The following is an 18,466-nucleotide window of genomic DNA, read 5'->3' on the forward strand; positions in this document are numbered from 1 at the left end:
CCATTTTCAGGAGGTCAACTCTTTGGAAATTTGTATTGATGCGCGTCTTAATATTCTGTGTCAATCAGGGATTATCGATACCGACATTGGTCAAGGTTTAGACCAAGTTATCAACCGCTTAGAGAATTTTTGGCAGCTACCGGTTAGGGGTGAGCAGGGCATGATGGCCATTACCCATATGGCGAATGCATTAATGCGCACCCGCCGGGGCGAAGAGATCCATGCCCTGGATCCGGCGATATTAGCGGAAATTACCCAAAGTGAAGAAATTTACTATATCCGTGAGATCAATCAGGATTTATTGGCCTATTTTTCACTAAAACCGACAGAAAACGAAATAGGATATTTACTCGCGAACCTTTACGGTCTATACCTTTCTAGTGACATACCTCCGCTGCGCTGAAATGAGCTTCGCGGATGTGTCGTTAAACAAACAACATCAGGGTCTTTTTTCACTAAATATTCAAAATAATAATAATTTAGCAAAATAATTCTGCCTCGGGCGCCCTTAGGACATCAAATGTTTTTAAAAACCCTTTTAAAACAAAATACTAAATTAATCGATGCCGCTATCTCATATTGGCAACAGGGGGAAATTTATCCAGACAGCTATGTTATTGACGTCGAACAAACTGAGGCCAATGCCCGTCTACTGGTTGAAACCGCCAGTCGGTACCAGATAAAACTGTATCTGATGAGTAAACAGTTTGGGCGTAACCCTGAACTATGCCGCCGTCTGCTGGCATGTGGTTTTCAGGGAATGGTCGCGGTTGATTTTAAGGAGGCGCGGCAACTATACCGCCATGCTATTCCTGTCGCTCATGTAGGTCATTTAGTACAGCCGCCCTCAGCAATGGTCGAGGAGATAGTGCGCCAGCGGCCAGAGGTCATTACTGTTTTCTCGTTGGAGAAGGCACTGGAGATCTCTCAAGCCGCGTACCGCCAACATACTATCCAACCGCTGATGCTGAAAGTATCTCAGCCAGGAGACGTACTGTATGCCGGGCAGGAAGCCGGTTTCGCCTTAGAAAATTTACCCGTAACTATTGCTGCCATCAATGAAATGCCAGCCGTGCGCCTGGTCGGGATAACACACTTCCCTTGCATGCTGTATGACCCCCACTCGCGCCAGACCTTGCCGACCGCTAATATGCATACCTTGCTGGCGGCCCGCGATATCCTGTTGGCACAAGGCGTTAACATTCAACAGATCAATGCCCCGTCAGCCACCAGTTGCACTACCCTGCCCCAATTGGCTCAATTAGGCGTGACACACAGTGAACCCGGGCATGCCCTCACCGGCACTATCCCCGCCAATCAGCATGCTGACCAACCAGAACAGATTTCTATGCTTTATCTGTCTGAAATCTCACACCATGTAGCTGATAGCAGCTATTTTTTTGGCGGCGGTTATTATCGCCGTGGCCATTTGCAAAACGCATTAATTTGGCATGACAATCAGTTCAGCCAACGCGCGGTATCTCCGATTGAAGATAGCAGTATCGATTACTGCCTGCGTTTGGCCGGTAAATTCCCAATTGGTAGCCCAATTATCATGAGTTTCCGCACTCAGATATTTGTTACCCGCAGTGACGTGGTATTGATGGATGGAATTCAGAGCGGAAAACCCCGGCTACTGGGCTGTTACGACAGTCAGGGTAATCAACTCAGGTAAAACAAGAAGCCAATGCTTTAGCCCTGGTAATAGGTTCTAATGATGGTCTTATTGAATGATATGGCCGATAAACAATATTGTTACTGTACTGATTGATAAAACTGCCGATATATTAGTTGTCGATATCGTAAGCACTACTAATGAAATTATGCATTCAGTAATAAAAAACTGCCGATATCTGGATGAAATTTCGCCCCTATACAAACCCTCTTCGGAGCCTACCCGATGATCAATCCTAACGGATACACCTACGCACACGAGCATCTCCACATTGATTTGTCTGGATTTAAAAATAATCTGGACTGTCGCCTCGATCAATATCAGCCGATTTGTGACGAAATGCGTGAACTGGTGAGTAAAGGGGTACTGAACATCATCGAAGTGACCAACCGATACATGGGCCGTAACCCTCAGTTTTTATTGAATCTGATGCGTGACAGTGGCATAAATATCATCGCATCAACCGGTTACTACACTGACAGTTTTTACCCGCAGAGGGTGCGTGAAAGTAGCGCACAGCAATTGGCACAAACCATGATTGATGAGATCGAGACAGGTATTGATGGCACGGCACTAAAAGCGGGCGTCATTGCCGAGATAGGGACCAGCGAAGGGGTTATTACCCCTGATGAGGAGAAAGTGTTTCATGCTGCAGCATTGACTCATCATGCAACTGGCCTGCCCATCTCAACCCATACCAGTTTCAGTACCATGGGATTGCAGCAAATTGCACTACTCAAACAACATGGTGTAGCGCTCGATCGCGTCGTTATCGGCCATTGTGACCTGAAAGAGCAAACTGATCTTATTGTGCAAATGATCGAGATGGGCGTGTATGTCCAATTCGACACCATAGGTAAAAATAGTTATTTCCCGGACCAACGCAGGGTCGCGATGTTAGTGGCGTTGGCTGAACGCGGGTTGCTGGACAGAGTCATGTTGTCGATGGATATCACCCGTCGCTCACATTTAAAAGCGAATGGCGGTAGCGGGTTTAGTTACTTAGTTGATTCGTTTGTTCCCATGTTACTGGCCGCAGGGATTTCCCACGCTCAGGTGGAAATGATGTTGCGCCACAATCCTAATAAATTTTTCGCCACGCAAGGAAAGTGATTATGAAGAAGATTGGCATTGCCGGGCTGCAACGAGAGTTAATACGCGAAATGATTGAGCAGACGGCACCTAATACCTTTGAGACATTTATTCTCTCGGACATGGATGCGGCTATCAAAGTGAAAGAAGGTCAATTGGACTATTATATCGGTGCCTGTAACACTGGTGCTGGAGCGGCATTATCAATGGCTATCGCGATTATTGGTTATAACAAAAGTGCCACTATCGCCAAGCCTGGAATCAAGGCGAAACCTGAGCAAATAGAGAAATTGGTGACTGAGGGCAAAGTGGCATTTGGCTTATCCGTCGAACATATTGAACATGCAATCCCACTACTGATTACACAGTTGCGCTAAAGGGGACACCACCGTGGATTATATTCATATTGTTGTGGTTGCTCTGCTGACAGGGATGACCGCGCTGCTTTCTCACCGTTCCGTTGCCGTGTTTCATGACGGTATCCGCCCTATTTTGCCACAGTTGGTTGAAGGGAATATGAGCCGCCGTGAAGCGGGGAGTATTGCTTTTGGTCTGAGTGTGGGTTTTATCGCCTCAGTCGGTATCTCATTTACCCTCTCGACCGGCTTACTTAACTCCTGGTTACTGTTTTTGCCAACTGACATCATTGGTGTGCTGGCAATCAATAGCTATCTGGCATTTGCTCTGGGTGCTGCGTGGGGTATTTTGGCCCTTACCAGCTTACCGGCAGTTAATACTGCGCTCACCTCATTACCAGTGAATTTTATCGGTTCTCTGGGGGAGTTGAGTAGCCCAGTGATATCCGCCTTTGCCCTATTCCCGTTGGTGGCTATTTTCTACCAATTTGGCTGGAAGACTGCGGTTATTTCCGCCTTTATCGTGCTGCTGACCCGTCTGCTGATTACCCGTTTCACCGGGCTATTCCCTGAATCAATTGAAATTTTTGTCGGTATGATTCTGCTTATCGGCATTGCCATTGCCCAAGACTTACGGGCAAAAACCCACCTGGGAGGTGGTGGCGGACACTCGGTATTTGAAGAGCGAACCCAGCGAATTATTAAGAACTTGCCGATGCTGGCGGTAGTGGGTGGATTAATTTCAGCCGTCGCCAGTATGAAGATTTTTGGTGGTAGCGAAGTATCAATTTATACACTGGCAAAAGCTTACGCGCCGGGTATCACGCCGGAAGAGTCATTGGCATTAATCCATCAGGCATCACTGGCTGAGTTTATGCGTGGCCTCGGATTTGTGCCGCTGATTGCTACTACGGCACTGGCGACCGGTGTTTATGCCGTTGCAGGTTTCACTTTCGTGTTTGTGGTCGGTTATCTGGTTCCAAACCCCTTACTGGCAGGGATAATCGGCGCGGTGGTGATATCACTGGAAGTGCTAATGCTGCGTTCCATCGGAAAATGGTTAGGCCGCTTCCCATCAGTACGTAATGCGTCTGATAATATCCGTAACGCCATGAACTTGCTGATGGAATACGCGCTGTTAATCGGGGCAATTTTTGCGTCGATCAAGATGGCCGGTTATACCGGTTTCACTATCACTACCGCCTTATATTTCCTGAATGAAGCTATTGGTCGCCCGGTGATGAAGATTGCCGCACCAGTGGTGGCGGTGATTCTTGCAGGTATCGTGTTGAACCTGTTCTACTGGCTGGGGTTATTTGTTCCAGCATAAATCCTTGGTACTTGAAGTTGCAGGAGTGTTCGCTTGCGGCCTACCTGCAACGCCAATTACTTCGAATTTAGGTGTAAAAAAGCCCGCTTGTGGAAACGGGCTTATTATCATGTCAATAGGTGGGGAAATGTGCCGAATGGGTCGTAGCAGCGTGCCCATCGGTGCAGTCTCTCCACCAGTCGCCAAATTTAAATCGCTTCTTCGTCTTGCTCACCGGTGCGGATACGCACCACACGAGAGACATCAAATACAAAGATTTTGCCGTCGCCAATTTTACCTGTCTGGGCCGTTTGCATAATCGCTTCAACGCAGGTATCGACAATATCGTCAGCAACCACAATTTCTATTTTTACTTTTGGCAGGAAATCCACCATATACTCAGCGCCACGGTACAGTTCGGTATGCCCTTTCTGGCGACCAAAACCTTTTACTTCTGTCACTGTCATCCCGGTGATACCAACTTCAGCCAGTGCCTCACGGACATCATCCAGTTTGAATGGCTTAATAATCGCGTCAATTTTTTTCATGGTGAATCCCTGTTTTACCAATTCTTGCGGCCAAAGCCTGATGTAATCGGATAGCGTCTATCTTTACCAAAATTGCGGGCAGTAATACGTGGCCCGACAGCCGACTGACGCCGCTTATATTCATTGATATCTACCAGGCGAATGACCTTACGCACGATAGTTTCATCAAAACCGTCTGCGACCAAATCAGTCACCGACTTATCCTGCTCGACGTACCCTTCGAGAATAGCGTCCAAAATATCATAAGGTGGCAGACTGTCCTCATCTTTCTGATCAGGAGCCAGCTCAGCTGACGGTGGACGAGTAATCACCCGCTGTGGAATCACATAAGAGACGGTATTACGGTATTCCGACAGTTTAAACACCAAGGTCTTTGGCACATCTTTCAATACATCAAAACCACCGGCCATATCACCGTACAGCGTGGCATAGCCCACCGCCATTTCACTTTTGTTACCGGTAGTTAATACAATACTGCGACGCTTGTTAGACAAGGCCATCAATACAACACCGCGGCAGCGTGCCTGTAGATTCTCTTCCGTGGTATCGCGCCCTGTTCCGGCAAACATCGGTGCCAGTTGGCCCATAAAAGCATCAAACATCGGCTCGATGGACAGCACATCAAATTCAATACCGAGAATTTCAGCTTCTTCTTTAGCATCCGCAATACTGATATCGGCGGTGTAGCGGAACGGCATCATCAATGCCTGGACTTTATCTTTGCCCAGCGCATCAACTGCAATCGCCAGTGTCAGCGCCGAGTCAATCCCACCGGACAAGCCCAGTACCGCGCCATTAAACCCATTTTTGGTCACGTAATCACGCACCGCCAACACCAGCGCTTCATACACTTGCGCTAATGGCGGTAACTCTGCGACAGGGGCCGTCATAGGGACCACATTGCACTCATTCAATTGCAATAAGGTAGTCTGTTCCGCAAAAGCCGCCAAACGATGCGTCATATTACCCGCCGCATCGAATACCTTGGAGCAACCATCAAAAATCAGCTCATCCTGCCCACCAATCTGGTTGAGATAGACCAATGGCAACCCGGTACGCTGGCAATGTGCTGCCATCAGAGTTTTACGAATATACGGTTTTTCACGGTTATATGGCGAGGCATTGATCGACAATATCACCTCTGCACCGGCAGCTTTAGCGGCATCTACCGGGCCATCGAACCATAAATCTTCACAGATAAGCAGCCCCAACCGGTAGCCATTCAGTTCCACGACACAGCTTTCATGACCGGCAGAGAAATAACGTTTTTCGTCGAACACACCGTAGTTAGGCAATTGTTGTTTAAAATAGCGCCCTAGCAATTTACCATCAGCAAACAGGGACAATGCGTTATACAAGTTGCCCTCTTCGCGCCACGGATGCCCCACCAGTATCGCCGTATGCTGCGTTGCCGCCTGCAAACGATCCAGTTGCGCTTCACAACGTTGATAAAAATCATCACGATACAGCAGATCTTCTGGCGGATAACCGGACAAAGCCAGCTCGGAGAACATAACCAGTGAGGCACCCGCCTTCTGCTGCTCATTTAAGGTTTGCAACATACGTTCAATGTTGCCTTCAATATCGCCAACCAGCCAATTCAACTGGGCTAACGCAATGGAAAGTGATCTGCTCATTTGTATTTAAACTCTATTTCAGCTTTATCAGGGAATAACTATTGCCACGCATTCACAATAATTATTCTTTAAAATCATTGGCATCCAGCTCATGGCGCGACAATAACTTGTAAAACTCGGTACGGTTACGCCCCGCCATCCGGGCAGCCTGGGTCACATTACCGGTGGTGATTTGTAGCAGCTTACGCAAATAATTCAATTCGAACTGATTACGAGCTTCAACAAAGGTTGGTAATGCCGTGTTTTCCCCTTCCAGTGCCTGCTCAACCAATGCTTCACTAATGACCGGAGCTGAGGTGAGTGCCACACATTGTTCAATCACGTTGACCAATTGACGCACGTTACCCGGCCAACTGGCGGTCATTAACCGCTTCATAGCATCAGTTGAGAAACTGCGGACAAAGGGCTTATGCCGCTTAGCTGATTCACGTAATAGATGATTAGCCAGCAGCGGGATATCTTCTGAGCGCTCATGCAGTGCCGGGATCTTCAGATTCACCACATTCAAACGATAGTAGAGATCTTCGCGGAATTCATTTTTTGCCATGGCTTTAGGCAAATCACGGTGGGTGGCTGAAATGACCCGCACATCGATACTTAAATCACGGTTACTGCCCAGCGGACGCACTTTGCGTTCTTGCAGCACTCGCAGTAATTTAACCTGTAAAGACAGTGGCATATCGCCAATTTCGTCTAAAAACAGCGTGCCGCCTTCTGCGGCTTGAAATAGCCCTTCACGGCTACTGACCGCACCGGTAAACGCGCCTTTAGCATGACCAAACAGTTCTGACTCCAACAACTGTTCCGGCAATGCACCACAGTTAATGGCGATAAAGGCTTTTTTCGCCCGAGGGCTGGCAGCATGGATAGCTTGCGCCAGAACCTCTTTACCGGTTCCACTTTGCCCGATAATCAGCACACTGACGTCAGATTGCGCCACCATTTTAGCCTGCTCCAGCAGGCGCAACATAACCGGGCTGCGGGTCACTATCTCTTCACGCCAGGTATCATCACCGGCAGGAATAGAAAGCTCTAAAGCTGCATCAATGGCTTTATACAAAGCATCGCGATCAACCGGTTTGGTCAGAAAACTGAACACCCCTTGCTGGGTGGCAGCCACCGCATCAGGGATAGAGCCGTGGGCGGTCAGGATAATCACTGGCATACCTGGCTGATGTTTCTGAATTTCGACGAACAGCGCCATGCCATCCATTTCATCCATACGCAAATCACTGATAACCAAGTCTATCTTTTCACGCATTAACAAACGCAATGCTTCCTGGCCGCTTTCAGCCGTGGTGACATTAAACCCTTCGCTGGTTAAACGCATCCCCAGTAACTTAAGTAAGCTGGGGTCGTCATCAACCAGCAGTAGATTGGCCGGTTTGCGTGGCGTCATGAGATTCCTTATTGGTGGCAGGTGGTACATCCGTTGGTGGTACCACTGGCGGAGTATAAGTATCAGCCGGTTTTTCTACCGATTGTGGGGCCGCTTTAGTATCAGCTTGAGGCGCTGTCGGCTTGGTTTCTGCCGGTTTGGTTTCAACCGGTTTAGCTTCAGTCGGTTTAGCTTCGGTCGGTTTGGCTTCAACCGGTTTAGCTTCAGTCGGTTTGGCTTCAACCGGTTTAGTTTCAGTCGGTTTGGCTTCAACCGGTTTAGCTGGCTCAACTTTGGGCTGTGGTTTAGCTTCTAGCGGTTTCGGCACGATGGCTGGTTTGCTATCCACATCCGTTTCTGGAATTTCATTCTGCAACTGCTTGCGTGATGAAAGCTGCCGTTCGATATCAGTCAGGTTTTCCAGCTTACGGGTAGTATCCAGTAAGTTATATTGCAACCGGACCTGGCTTTCTCGCAGGCGATCAATCTGGGTGTCCGATTCGTCCTGTAAGCGCTGGTAGCGAATGCGCTCTTCTGCCAGAGAGATGCGCAGCACCTGTTGCTCACGCCATAGCTGAATCAGTGGGCGCACAGCGCCAGGGACGCTTTGGCTATAACTGTTCAAACGCTCAACCACTTGACGACGTTCCGCCATTGAAGGCTCGGCACTGCTGACTAAAATGCCCTGCTTGAAGGCCGAAGGCCATGCCACTACCGGCAATGACTTCGCTAATGCTCGCGCTTGAGTAGACCCCATACGCTCTGCACAGTCCATTGCCCGTAGCCAGTACAGGGAGTTTTCCAGTGTCTCTTTATCATCAAGATCCCACAGCACATCGCAGGATAAGGTCCGATAATCAACGATTTTCGTTTCCGGTATGACCAACTGCACTGCTTGTGAAAAACGGCTACTGGCGGGATTATCAGTACATCCGGTAAGTAAGAGTGGGGCCAGCAACAATGCTCGCCAAAAAATACCCGTACCAGATTTGCCCGCGGGCATAGCTGCCGCAATTGATGTCGGACATGATAAAAAGACGGTCTTTTTAATAATGCTGCTCATAGACCATTTGTACATTATTCATTCATTCTCGGCGGTTAATGGCAATTCAACACGAAAGCAAACCGCAGCGTAATCAACAGCTACCAGTTGCAAGTCGCCCTGCATACGTCTGATGCAGTCCTGAGCAATACTCAGCCCCAACCCACTACCTTTGACGGCCCCTTTTCGCTGATGGCTTCCCTGATAAAAAGGCTCAAATATCATGGTTTCTTCAGAACGCGGGATCGGCGCCCCGGTATTGGCAATATCAATTTGTACGCGGTTATCTACCCGACGGCTGCGAATCCAAATGGTACCGGATTCCTCGCCATAGTGCACCGCATTGGAGTAGAGATTATCCAATACCCGCATTAATAATGTCGGATCTGCCCAACAAATGTCCGCTTGCAGATCCGTCTCAGTATGTAGAGTCTTGGCCCGTGCGGGTAAACTATGGGCTGAGATAACATCCTCAACCATTTCCGCCAGTTCAATATTCTCATGTTCACCGGGGCCGTCTGCCAGTTTACGGTTATAGTCTAATAATTGCTCAATCAATAATTGCAAATGACGACTGCTGTTATCAAGGATTGCCACAACTTCTTTTTGATCTTGCGTCAATGGTCCGGCAACCTCATCCGCTAACAATTCGGTCCCTTCGCGCATACTGGCGAGTGGTGTTTTCAATTCATGAGAGATATGGCGCAAAAACTCGTGGCGCTGTGACTCTAACCACGCTAAGCGCTCGCTGAGCCAAATAATACGCTGTGCCAGTGAGCGTAACTCGCGTGGCCCTTTAAATAGCGCCGTATTACCTAATGGTCGCCCTTCACCTAAGCGATTAATCATCCGCTCAATGCCTTTAACCGGCCCGATTATCATCCGGGTGAACAACACCACTAACAGCACACTGACCAAAAACAGCAACAGGGATTGCCAACCAAAGAATTGCCCACGTTCGGCAATATCTTTTTGTAATTGCTGACCGCGGGAGAAAATCACATCGCGCGTTGCCTGTACCATTTCGGCATTGGAGCGGGAGAACTGCTCTAATAGCGTTGACGCATTTTGTTCCGGGCCACTATTTTTACATTTAATATCAGAAAGTTGTGTCAGTAAACTGCTCAGAGTCTGATAGTAACGGGCATCTGGCAGGATAGAGGCGTGCGCATCAAGCATTTGAGCGTACTGTTTACGTTGGTGCTGATATAACTTTGCCAGTGTTGCATCATCTAATACACAGTACTGGCGATAACTACGCTCCATTTCGAGCGCCACACTGGTCATCGCCTCACTGCGCCGCGCATCTGCCAGCGTAGTACGATTAATGTCGGCCGCCTGCGTGCTTAGATGGTCAAGGCTTTGATAAGCCTGATATGCCAGCACCAATAAAGGTAACAGCACCAACAGAAATGCCATGAGCACCAATTGACGTAAAGAACGGGGGAATAAACGCCATCTTTTCAACGAAATCATCTCATTACCTATCATTCTGTGGTGATGCTAACTGACTGCGTGAGGATTACAATGCTTGTGCCCCAATTACCCGTCATATTTTAAGTTGCAGGTGTGTTGATTGCACTCAATAACCCGAATCACTGACTGATGTCAGCTCATTGGGATTAATGAGCCTCATCCTTGAGGCTCACCCTGCGGGCTAGCAGAAATGTTGTTCAAATCGGTTCCCGACCGATTTGTATCTCGTTTGCCGCCTGCCCACAACTTGAAGTCTATTGGGTATGTACCAGGAACAATGTCTCTTGATTGAGATAAAAAAAAAGCACCTGGCTTTGAGCTAAGTGCTTTTAATTAATGCGGCTTGTCCATTATCGTCAGAATCATCATCAGACCTGCTTTTATTGTTATTTGCAGTAAAAACGGCGAGCGTAGCGTATCTTTGACCATAATATACCCTAAATAATTCGAGTTGCGGGAAGGCGGCCAGCGCACATGCAGCTTGAAGTATGGCGGGTATAGATGTGACAACGGGGCAATAAATTGCCCCGTCGCAGAATATGTGGATGCCCTTAAGCATCGTCTCCAGTTTGATGAAGCCGAAGCAATCATCGGGAGGATGAGACGAATAGCATCCAAACATGTCCAAAATTGATGAACCATTCATCACAGCAGGACATAGGCGGTACCTCACTCAACGTGTCGTCCGATGTTTGATAAAGTGAATTCACACGATATCGGTTTGGTGGACGATAGGTACCAGTCTTAGGCATCATTCGATGGTTTATGAAGCGCATATTCCGCTTAACTGCGGGACTATCATAATAAGTTGAATGAGCAACTGTAAGTAATAATGCAGCTTGCGTGCCAAGTTTATTAAAAATAAATTAAGATTATGATTTAAAAGAAAAATAAACTTATTGAGCCGATTATTATCCACGTAATGCCCGCCAACTTGCATCAATTACTGCTGTTTTGTCGCCAATCCCCGACAGCAATCCCCTTATTAAATAAAAATGATATAAATCAAATATTTATATGTCTCCTATTTGAGACAGGTTGCAGGGCTATTGTCGCAATTTACCGACAAAACAATAAAGACATTTAAAATCAGTAAGTTAAAAAATATAGTGGCATTTAATTATCCGTGCATCTTTTGACCGCCCGTTACTCTTCCCTTTGGAGGCATGCTGTTTAAATCATTATTACTTTATAAATTATGAGGTTTGATAACTCACAAATATGAGTAACGTTGATTACTTGACTCAGGTACCGACAAGAAATTGCCAAAATGCAGCAAAAGAAAACACAGACAGCGACACTTATTGATAATCGCTCTAAAAATATGACCTTGTTTTTAGTGAACTTGCCACCTGGGAACTATCGATTAGTCGTTACAGGATTGGCAACCGACCACCAGATTTCTAGCAAAACCTTTCATATGACATTAGCGAATCAGACCACGGGGTATGACTCAATTTATTAAAGATAAATGAATATATCTTAAGCCCTTATCAGCATGCGTAAAAAAGGGGCATCAACTGATGCCCCTGTTATCACAATCAAAGCCGATTCACTTAACCTAATTGCTTACGCGCATTACGGAACATACGCATCCACGGGCTATCTTCGCCCCACTCTTCTGGATGCCAGGAGTTACTGACGGTGCGGAAGACCCGCTCTGGGTGCGGCATCATTACTGTTGCCCGCCCATTGGCGCTAGTCACCGCAGTAATCCCGTGAGCTGAGCCATTCGGGTTAGCCGGATAAACCTCGGTCACCTCACCCTGATTATTCACAAAGCGCAATGCCACCAGATTGTTCTGCTCAAGCTGCGCCAGATGGGCCGCATCACGCACTTCAACCCGCCCTTCACCGTGAGAAACAGCAATTGGCAGGCGAGATCCGGCCATCTCTTGCATAAACAGTGATGGACTATTGGCCACTTCAACCAAACTGAAGCGTGCTTCAAAGCGATCAGACAGGTTGCGGACAAAGCGTGGCCAATGTTCAGCCCCTGGAATAAGTTCACGCAGATTAGACATCATCTGACAACCGTTGCAGACCCCCAAGGCCAATGTTTCTGGGCGATGGAAGAAGGCTTCAAACTCATCACGAACCCGGTTGTTAAACAGAATAGATTTCGCCCAACCTTCACCCGCCCCCAGCACATCACCGTAAGAGAAACCACCACAGGCCACTAAGGTCTGGAATGATTGCAAATCAGTTCGGCCGGCCAGCAGGTCACTCATATGTACATCGATTGCATCAAACCCGGCACGATGGAAGGCGGCAGCCATTTCTACGTGGGAGTTAACACCCTGCTCACGCAATACGGCCACTTTTGGCCGAACCTGCTTGATGATATAAGGTGCGGCAATATCTTCTGCGGGATCAAAGGTCAGTTGGACATTCAGGCCCGGATCAGTTTCAACCTGTTTAGCTTGATGCTCTTGATCAGCACAATCAGGGTTATCGCGCAGCCGCTGCATTTGCCAGGTAGTTTCTGCCCACCACAAGCGCAGAGTACTGCGTTTCTCGCGGTATACCACCTCAGTGCCACTGCGAATATCGAAGCTATCCCCCTCAACAGCACGGCCCAGATAGTGAACACAGTTTGCCAGACCGTGGTCTGCCAGAATTTTTTCCACCTCAGCACGCTGTTCAGCACGTACCTGAATCACTGCTCCCAGCTCTTCATTAAACAGCGCCGCCAGCGCGTCATCACCCAAGGTGTGAATATCAACCTGCACCCCACAGTGACCGGCAAAGGCCATTTCAGCCAGTGTCACCAGTAAGCCGCCGTCAGAGCGATCGTGATAGGCCAGTAATGCCTGAGAGGCCACTAAGCACTGCATCGCATTAAAGAAACCTGCCAGTTGCTGTACATCGCGCACATCAGCAGGTTTATCACCTAACTGACGGTAGACTTGCGTCAGGGCGGTTGCACCCAGGGCATTGTGGCCAGCACCTAAATCAATCAGTAACAGCGCGTTATCGCCTTTATCAGTGCGTAACTGTGGTGTCACCGTATGGCGAACATCTTCGATACGGGCGAAAGCAGTAATGACCAGAGAGAGCGGTGAGGTCATTTCGCGCTGCTCATCACCTTCCTGCCAGCGGGTTTTCATCGACATGGAGTCTTTGCCCACCGGGATGGTAATCTCCAGCGCAGGACATAGCTCTTCGCCCACCGCACGCACCGCCTCGTACAAACCGGCATCTTCACCCGGATGACCGGCTGCTGACATCCAGTTAGCTGACAGTTTAATGCGCTTTAGCTCACCAATCTGAGTGGCCGCGATATTGGTCAGTGCTTCGCCTACCGCCAGACGGGCTGAGGCGGCAAAGTCTAGCAATGCCACTGGCGCACGTTCACCCAATGACATCGCTTCACCATAGTAGCTGTCCAGACTGGCACTGGTAACCGCACAGTCGGCCACCGGAATCTGCCACGGGCCAACCATTTGATCACGTGTCACCATGCCGGTCACACTACGGTCACCGATGGTAATCAAGAAGGTTTTCTCTGCCACTGCCGGTAAATGCATCACCCGTTTGACCGCATCAGCGATGCTTATCTCAGCACGTTGCAATGCATCACCCTGTGCCTGAAGGCGGGTGACATCACGCAGCATCTTCGGCGTTTTACCCAGCAAGACATCCAAAGGCATGTCAATTGGCTGATTATCGAAGTGACGGTCATTCAGTGTCAGATGTTTTTCTTCAGTGGCTTCACCTATAACGGCATAGGGCGCACGTTCACGGCGACAAATTTCATCAAACTGAGCCATCTGCGCGGGGGCAACAGCCAGAACATAACGCTCCTGAGACTCGTTACACCACACTTCCAGCGGGCTCATGCCCGGCTCATCATTGAGGATGTCACGCAGCTCAAAACGGCCGCCACGACCACCATCACTGACCAGTTCTGGCATGGCATTAGACAAACCGCCCGCACCGACGTCATGAATAAATAGAATCGGGTTGTGGTCACCTAACTGCCAGCAACGGTCAATCACTTCCTGACAGCGGCGTTCCATTTCCGGGTTATCACGTTGTACCGAAGCAAAATCCAGATCCGCATCTGACTGACCCGATGCCATGGAAGAGGCCGCGCCGCCACCCAGACCGATATTCATCGACGGGCCGCCGAGCACCACCAGCTTGGCACCGACTGTTATCTCGCCTTTTTGTACATGATCGGCCCGAATATTACCGATGCCACCAGCCAACATGATCGGCTTGTGGTAGCCACGTAACTCAGTGCCGTTATGACTGTTGACGCGCTCTTCATAAGTACGGAAGTAGCCCAGCAGCGCCGGACGGCCAAATTCGTTGTTAAAGGCCGCGCCGCCCAGTGGACCTTCGGTCATGATATCCAGCGCAGTCACAATACGATCCGGCTTACCGAAATTCTCTTCCCACGGTTGTTCAAAACCGGGAATACGCAGGTTAGAAACAGAGAAACCCACCAAACCGGCTTTAGGTTTAGCGCCACGCCCGGTAGCACCTTCATCACGGATTTCGCCACCAGACCCGGTAGCAGCACCCGGCCAGGGTGAAATTGCCGTCGGATGGTTATGAGTTTCTACTTTCATCAGGATATGCGCCGCTTCCTGATGGTAATCATAAACGCCATTATCAGGTGCAGCAAAGAAGCGCCCGACCTGAGAACCTTCCATCACCGCCGCATTGTCTTTATAGGCTGACAACACGTAATCCGGCGTGTGTTCAAAGGTATTTTTGATCATTTTAAACAGTGTCTTAGGCTGAGAAACACCGTCAATTATCCAATCTGCATTAAAGATTTTATGCCGACAATGCTCAGAGTTTGCCTGAGCAAACATATACAGCTCAATATCCGTCGGGTTACGCCCCATACCGGTAAAGGCGGCCAGCAAATAGTCAATTTCATCTGGAGCAAGAGCCAGGCCCAGCTTAATATTAGCCAGCTCCAGTGCACTGCGGCCCTGCGCTAAGATATCCACCCGTTGTACTGGGGCAGGTTGATGATGAGAGAATAACTGCTCTGCTTGCTGCAAATCGGTGAATACCGTTTCCATCATGCGGTCATGCAGCAGCGCCGACAATTGCTGCCATTGGCTTTCATTCAGGTCTGGGCCTTGAATATAGAAAGCCAGGCCACGTTCCAGACGCAGAACCTGTGGCAACGCACAGTTGTGCGCAATATCCGTCGCTTTGGAAGACCACGGAGAAATGGTCCCCGGCCTTGGCGTAACCAGTAACAAACGCCCTTCTGGCGCATGTTCAGGGAGAGAGGGTCCATACTTAAGCAGCCGTTGGAGCCTGGCGTGTTCATCAGCACTTAACGGAGCGCTAACATCGGCAAAGTGAACATATTCGGCGTAGATATCACTCACCAAAAGGTGAGCATCCAGGCAACGGGACAGCAGTTTGGTAATACGAAAAGCCGACAAAGCGGGCGAACCACGCAGTATTTCCATAATCTAAGTTTCTCTCTCTTCGAAGCGACTGGAACAGCACTTCATTGGGCGCAGCATTTATTGGCGCAAAACAGGGGAAAACGCGGGCATTATAGTGAATCTACGCCTCCGACGAAACCGTTTGCGTAGCTATTATTAATAATTGAGTCAGAAATTGTCGTTATCTAGAGAACACCAATACTGAATAAATAAGCTCGCAATAAAGTTGCACACTGACGATTTGTTGCGCAAAATGCCACTCCACTGGGGTTTTAACCATGTCGATTCTTACTTCACAACACACACATAAAGAGCGCTGCCGAGAGATAACTATTTGACGCGCATAAAATTAAATTACTTTGTTATCGGTGTAGTTGCCTTACTTCTGGCCCTCGCGCTGTGGCCCAATATTCCCTGGCGCAGTAGTCAAGAAGGACAACTAGACCGTATAAAAGCCCGTGGCGAGCTACGTGTTAGCACGATTAGCTCACCACTTATCTACTTTACCGGAAAGGATGGCCCTTCCGGTCTTGACTATGAGCTAGCCAACCGTTTTGCGGACTATCTGGGGGTTAAGCTCGTCATTACCCCTCATCATAATATTGATGACTTGTTTGATGCACTTGATAACGATGATGCAGACATGCTGGCTGCCGGGCTAATTTATAACCGTGAGCGTCTTAATCGGGCGCGTACTGGCCCTGCCTATTATTCAGTCTCGCAACAGTTAGTATACCGATTGGGTAAACCACGACCAAAATCATTCAGTGATCTAAAGGGTCAATTGATAGTCGCCTCTGGATCGGCCCATATGACCACCCTCAAACAACTTAAGCAGAGCAAATATCCCGATCTTAACTGGGGATCATCCGTTGATCGTTCTGGCAAAGAGTTACTGGAACAGGTCGCGGACGGCAAACTTGACTATACCCTGGGTGATTCGGTGACAATTGCCCTACTGCAACGCATCCATCCGCAATTAGCGGTTGCCTTTGATGTTACGGATGAAGAGCCAGTAACTTGGTATTTCCAGAAAGGGGACGATGATAGCCTGTATGCCGCCATGCTCGATTTCTACAGCCAGATGGTTGAAGACGGTAGTCTGGCGCGGCTGGAGGAAAAATATCTCGGCCATGTCGGTAGCTTTGATTATGTCGATACCAAAACCTTCCTGTCAGCCATCGACAGTGTGTTGCCCTCTTTCCAATCCTTGTTTGAAAAACATGCCGGGGAAATTGACTGGAAACTGCTGGCGGCGATTGCTTATCAGGAATCCCATTGGAACCCACAAGCCACCTCACCGACTGGCGTGCGGGGGTTAATGATGCTAACCCGCGCCACAGCAAATGGTTTAGGGGTTAAAGACCGGGTTGATCCTGAGGAAAGCATTAAAGGCGGTTCCATTTACTTGCAGCGGTTAATGCAAAAAGTGCCGGAGACCATTCCAGAAGATGAGCGTATCTGGTTTGCGCTGGCCGCCTATAATCTGGGTTATGGTCATATGCTGGATGCTCGCCGCCTGACTAAAAATCAGAATGGTAATCCAGACAGTTGGGTTGATGTAAAAATGCGCCTACCGATGTTGAGTCAAAAGCGCTACTACCCAAGTACCACTTATGGCTACGCCCGTGGCCATGAGGCTTATAACTATGTGGAAAACATCCGTCGTTATCAGGTCAGTCTGGTGGGATATTTGCAGGAAAGAGAGAAAAAAGCAGCCCAACATGCCGCTATCGAAGCTGAGCTGGGTAAAGCTTATCCGGTTGTCGGCCCAGGCTGGTCAATCAATAACTAACATGATGCGAAAACACGTAACTAACCAATAGATTTCAATATGCTGCCAGCAGTGGCCTCCTAGACGCAAGGCCCACGGATGGGCCGAATCATGGCTGCCGCGCGAGTTTCAACGCCTTTTGCTGCTCACGTCGTAGGCGGAAAAAAGCACTTAATTGGTGGGAACACGTCTCTGCCAGTACCCCGGCACTGACCTCTATTTGATGATTCATCCCCGGATGGCGCAAGATATCCACCAGCGAACCGGCAGCACCGGTTTTTAAATCATTGGCCCCATAGACCAAGCGACGGATCCGGCTGTGTATCATGGCTCCGGCACACATTACGCATGGCTCCAGCGTCACATATAGCGTGGCTTCCAGCAGACGATAGTTCTGCACCACCTGCCCGCCTTGCCGTAGCGCCATGATTTCTGCATGAGCGGTAGGGTCGTTATCGCGAATAGACTTATTCCACCCTTCGCCAATCACCTGGTTGCCCAGCACTAACACCGCGCCAACCGGGACTTCTCCCTCTTCTTGTGCCCGCAGAGCCAGCGTCAACGCCCGTAGCATCCAGTACTCATCACTGTATTCAACAGGTAAATCAAATTCAGAAAACAAACTTTTATCAGCAGACACATTAACCTCTCTGGTACTTTGGCGGCGTGCATTATACACAGCCAGCGACAACCGCTATACCCACTATCTCCAATATAAAGTAGCTCAGTCCATAATGATCGGTTAATGTTCCG

Annotated in this window: 13 protein-coding genes; 6 read left to right on the forward strand and 7 right to left on the reverse strand. The window is 48.8% G+C overall.

All coding sequences use genetic code 11. The features are described from left to right. Positions 1 to 22: 22 nt before the first annotated feature. The 5 genes from Q2T72_RS16260 to Q2T72_RS16280 all read left to right on the forward strand — a co-directional run bounded on the left by Q2T72_RS16260 (position 23) and on the right by Q2T72_RS16280 (position 4,453). On the forward strand, positions 23 to 403 hold the full coding sequence (locus Q2T72_RS16260) for a PRD domain-containing protein (protein WP_372569474.1): 381 nt from the start codon (positions 23 to 25) through the stop codon (positions 401 to 403). Positions 404 to 520: 117 nt separating this feature from the next. After that, a complete protein-coding gene (locus tag Q2T72_RS16265) occupies positions 521 to 1,675 on the forward strand; it encodes a YhfX family PLP-dependent enzyme (protein WP_083163156.1) in 1,155 nt (384 codons plus the stop codon). Between the two features lie 225 nt (positions 1,676 to 1,900). Beyond that, positions 1,901 to 2,788 carry a phosphotriesterase-related protein gene (locus Q2T72_RS16270; RefSeq protein WP_372569475.1) on the forward strand — a complete coding sequence of 296 codons (888 nt, stop codon included), beginning with the start codon at positions 1,901 to 1,903 and terminating at the stop codon, positions 2,786 to 2,788. Between the two features lie 2 nt (positions 2,789 to 2,790). After that, positions 2,791 to 3,144 carry a DUF2620 domain-containing protein gene (locus tag Q2T72_RS16275; RefSeq protein WP_372559686.1) on the forward strand — a complete coding sequence of 118 codons (354 nt, stop codon included), beginning with the start codon at positions 2,791 to 2,793 and terminating at the stop codon, positions 3,142 to 3,144. Between the two features lie 13 nt (positions 3,145 to 3,157). Beyond that, positions 3,158 to 4,453, forward strand: coding sequence for a YhfT family protein (locus Q2T72_RS16280; RefSeq protein WP_083163153.1), 1,296 nt, complete (start codon positions 3,158 to 3,160; stop codon positions 4,451 to 4,453). Positions 4,454 to 4,641: 188 nt separating this feature from the next. On the opposite strand, the gene glnB is transcribed toward Q2T72_RS16280, so the two are convergent. From glnB to purL, 6 genes are all read right to left on the reverse strand, one after another. Beyond that, positions 4,642 to 4,980, reverse strand: a complete 339-nt coding sequence (gene glnB / locus Q2T72_RS16285; RefSeq protein WP_002231018.1) for a nitrogen regulatory protein P-II — start codon at positions 4,978 to 4,980, stop codon at positions 4,642 to 4,644. A 14-nt stretch (positions 4,981 to 4,994) separates the two neighbouring features. Next, on the reverse strand, positions 4,995 to 6,617 hold the full coding sequence (locus Q2T72_RS16290) for an NAD+ synthase (protein WP_372569476.1): 1,623 nt from the start codon (positions 6,615 to 6,617) through the stop codon (positions 4,995 to 4,997). 61 nt (positions 6,618 to 6,678) lie between these two features. After that, positions 6,679 to 8,016, reverse strand: coding sequence for a two-component system response regulator GlrR (gene glrR, locus Q2T72_RS16295; RefSeq protein WP_032907964.1), 1,338 nt, complete (start codon positions 8,014 to 8,016; stop codon positions 6,679 to 6,681). Next, entirely contained in the window at positions 7,979 to 8,998 is a 1,020-nt protein-coding gene (gene qseG, locus Q2T72_RS16300) for a two-component system QseEF-associated lipoprotein QseG (RefSeq protein ID WP_372569907.1), read from the reverse strand. The genes glrR and qseG overlap by 38 nt, the downstream gene beginning before the upstream one ends. A 78-nt stretch (positions 8,999 to 9,076) precedes the next feature. Further along, positions 9,077 to 10,513: a sensor histidine kinase gene (locus Q2T72_RS16305; RefSeq protein WP_372569477.1), complete on the reverse strand. Its 1,437-nt coding sequence runs from the start codon at positions 10,511 to 10,513 to the stop codon at positions 9,077 to 9,079. A 1,556-nt stretch (positions 10,514 to 12,069) separates the two neighbouring features. Then, entirely contained in the window at positions 12,070 to 15,960 is a 3,891-nt protein-coding gene (gene purL / locus Q2T72_RS16310; protein ID WP_372569478.1) for a phosphoribosylformylglycinamidine synthase, read from the reverse strand. Between the two features lie 313 nt (positions 15,961 to 16,273). On the opposite strand from purL, the gene mltF reads away from it, so the two are divergent. Continuing rightward, the gene (gene mltF, locus Q2T72_RS16315) at positions 16,274 to 17,734 is read left to right on the forward strand and encodes a membrane-bound lytic murein transglycosylase MltF (RefSeq protein ID WP_083163148.1); all 1,461 of its coding nucleotides are present in this window, start codon (positions 16,274 to 16,276) and stop codon (positions 17,732 to 17,734) included. An 88-nt stretch (positions 17,735 to 17,822) separates the two neighbouring features. On the opposite strand, the gene tadA is transcribed toward mltF, so the two are convergent. Beyond that, a complete protein-coding gene (gene tadA / locus Q2T72_RS16320; RefSeq protein WP_102970581.1) occupies positions 17,823 to 18,392 on the reverse strand; it encodes a tRNA adenosine(34) deaminase TadA in 570 nt (189 codons plus the stop codon). Positions 18,393 to 18,466: the final 74 nt, after the last annotated feature.

It is taken from the genome of Yersinia sp. 2466 StPb PI, from assembly GCF_041538325.1.
GTDB classification, from domain to species: domain Bacteria; phylum Pseudomonadota; class Gammaproteobacteria; order Enterobacterales; family Enterobacteriaceae; genus Yersinia; species Yersinia enterocolitica_E.

Bases quoted from the DNA above. Each gene is read 5' to 3' on its own strand.
- purL (WP_372569478.1), bottom strand. From the start codon at position 15,960: ATGGAAATACTGCGTGGTTCGCCCGCTTTGTCGGCTTTTCGTATTACC.
- qseG (WP_372569907.1), bottom strand. From the start codon at position 8,998: ATGCCCGCGGGCAAATCTGGTACGGGTATTTTTTGGCGAGCATTGTTG.
- Q2T72_RS16265 (WP_083163156.1), top strand. From the start codon at position 521: ATGTTTTTAAAAACCCTTTTAAAACAAAATACTAAATTAATCGATGCC.
- glrR (WP_032907964.1), bottom strand. From the start codon at position 8,016: ATGACGCCACGCAAACCGGCCAATCTACTGCTGGTTGATGACGACCCC.
- Q2T72_RS16270 (WP_372569475.1), top strand. From the start codon at position 1,901: ATGATCAATCCTAACGGATACACCTACGCACACGAGCATCTCCACATT.
- Q2T72_RS16305 (WP_372569477.1), bottom strand. From the start codon at position 10,513: ATGATTTCGTTGAAAAGATGGCGTTTATTCCCCCGTTCTTTACGTCAA.
- Q2T72_RS16290 (WP_372569476.1), bottom strand. From the start codon at position 6,617: ATGAGCAGATCACTTTCCATTGCGTTAGCCCAGTTGAATTGGCTGGTT.
- glnB (WP_002231018.1), bottom strand. From the start codon at position 4,980: ATGAAAAAAATTGACGCGATTATTAAGCCATTCAAACTGGATGATGTC.
- Q2T72_RS16275 (WP_372559686.1), top strand. From the start codon at position 2,791: ATGAAGAAGATTGGCATTGCCGGGCTGCAACGAGAGTTAATACGCGAA.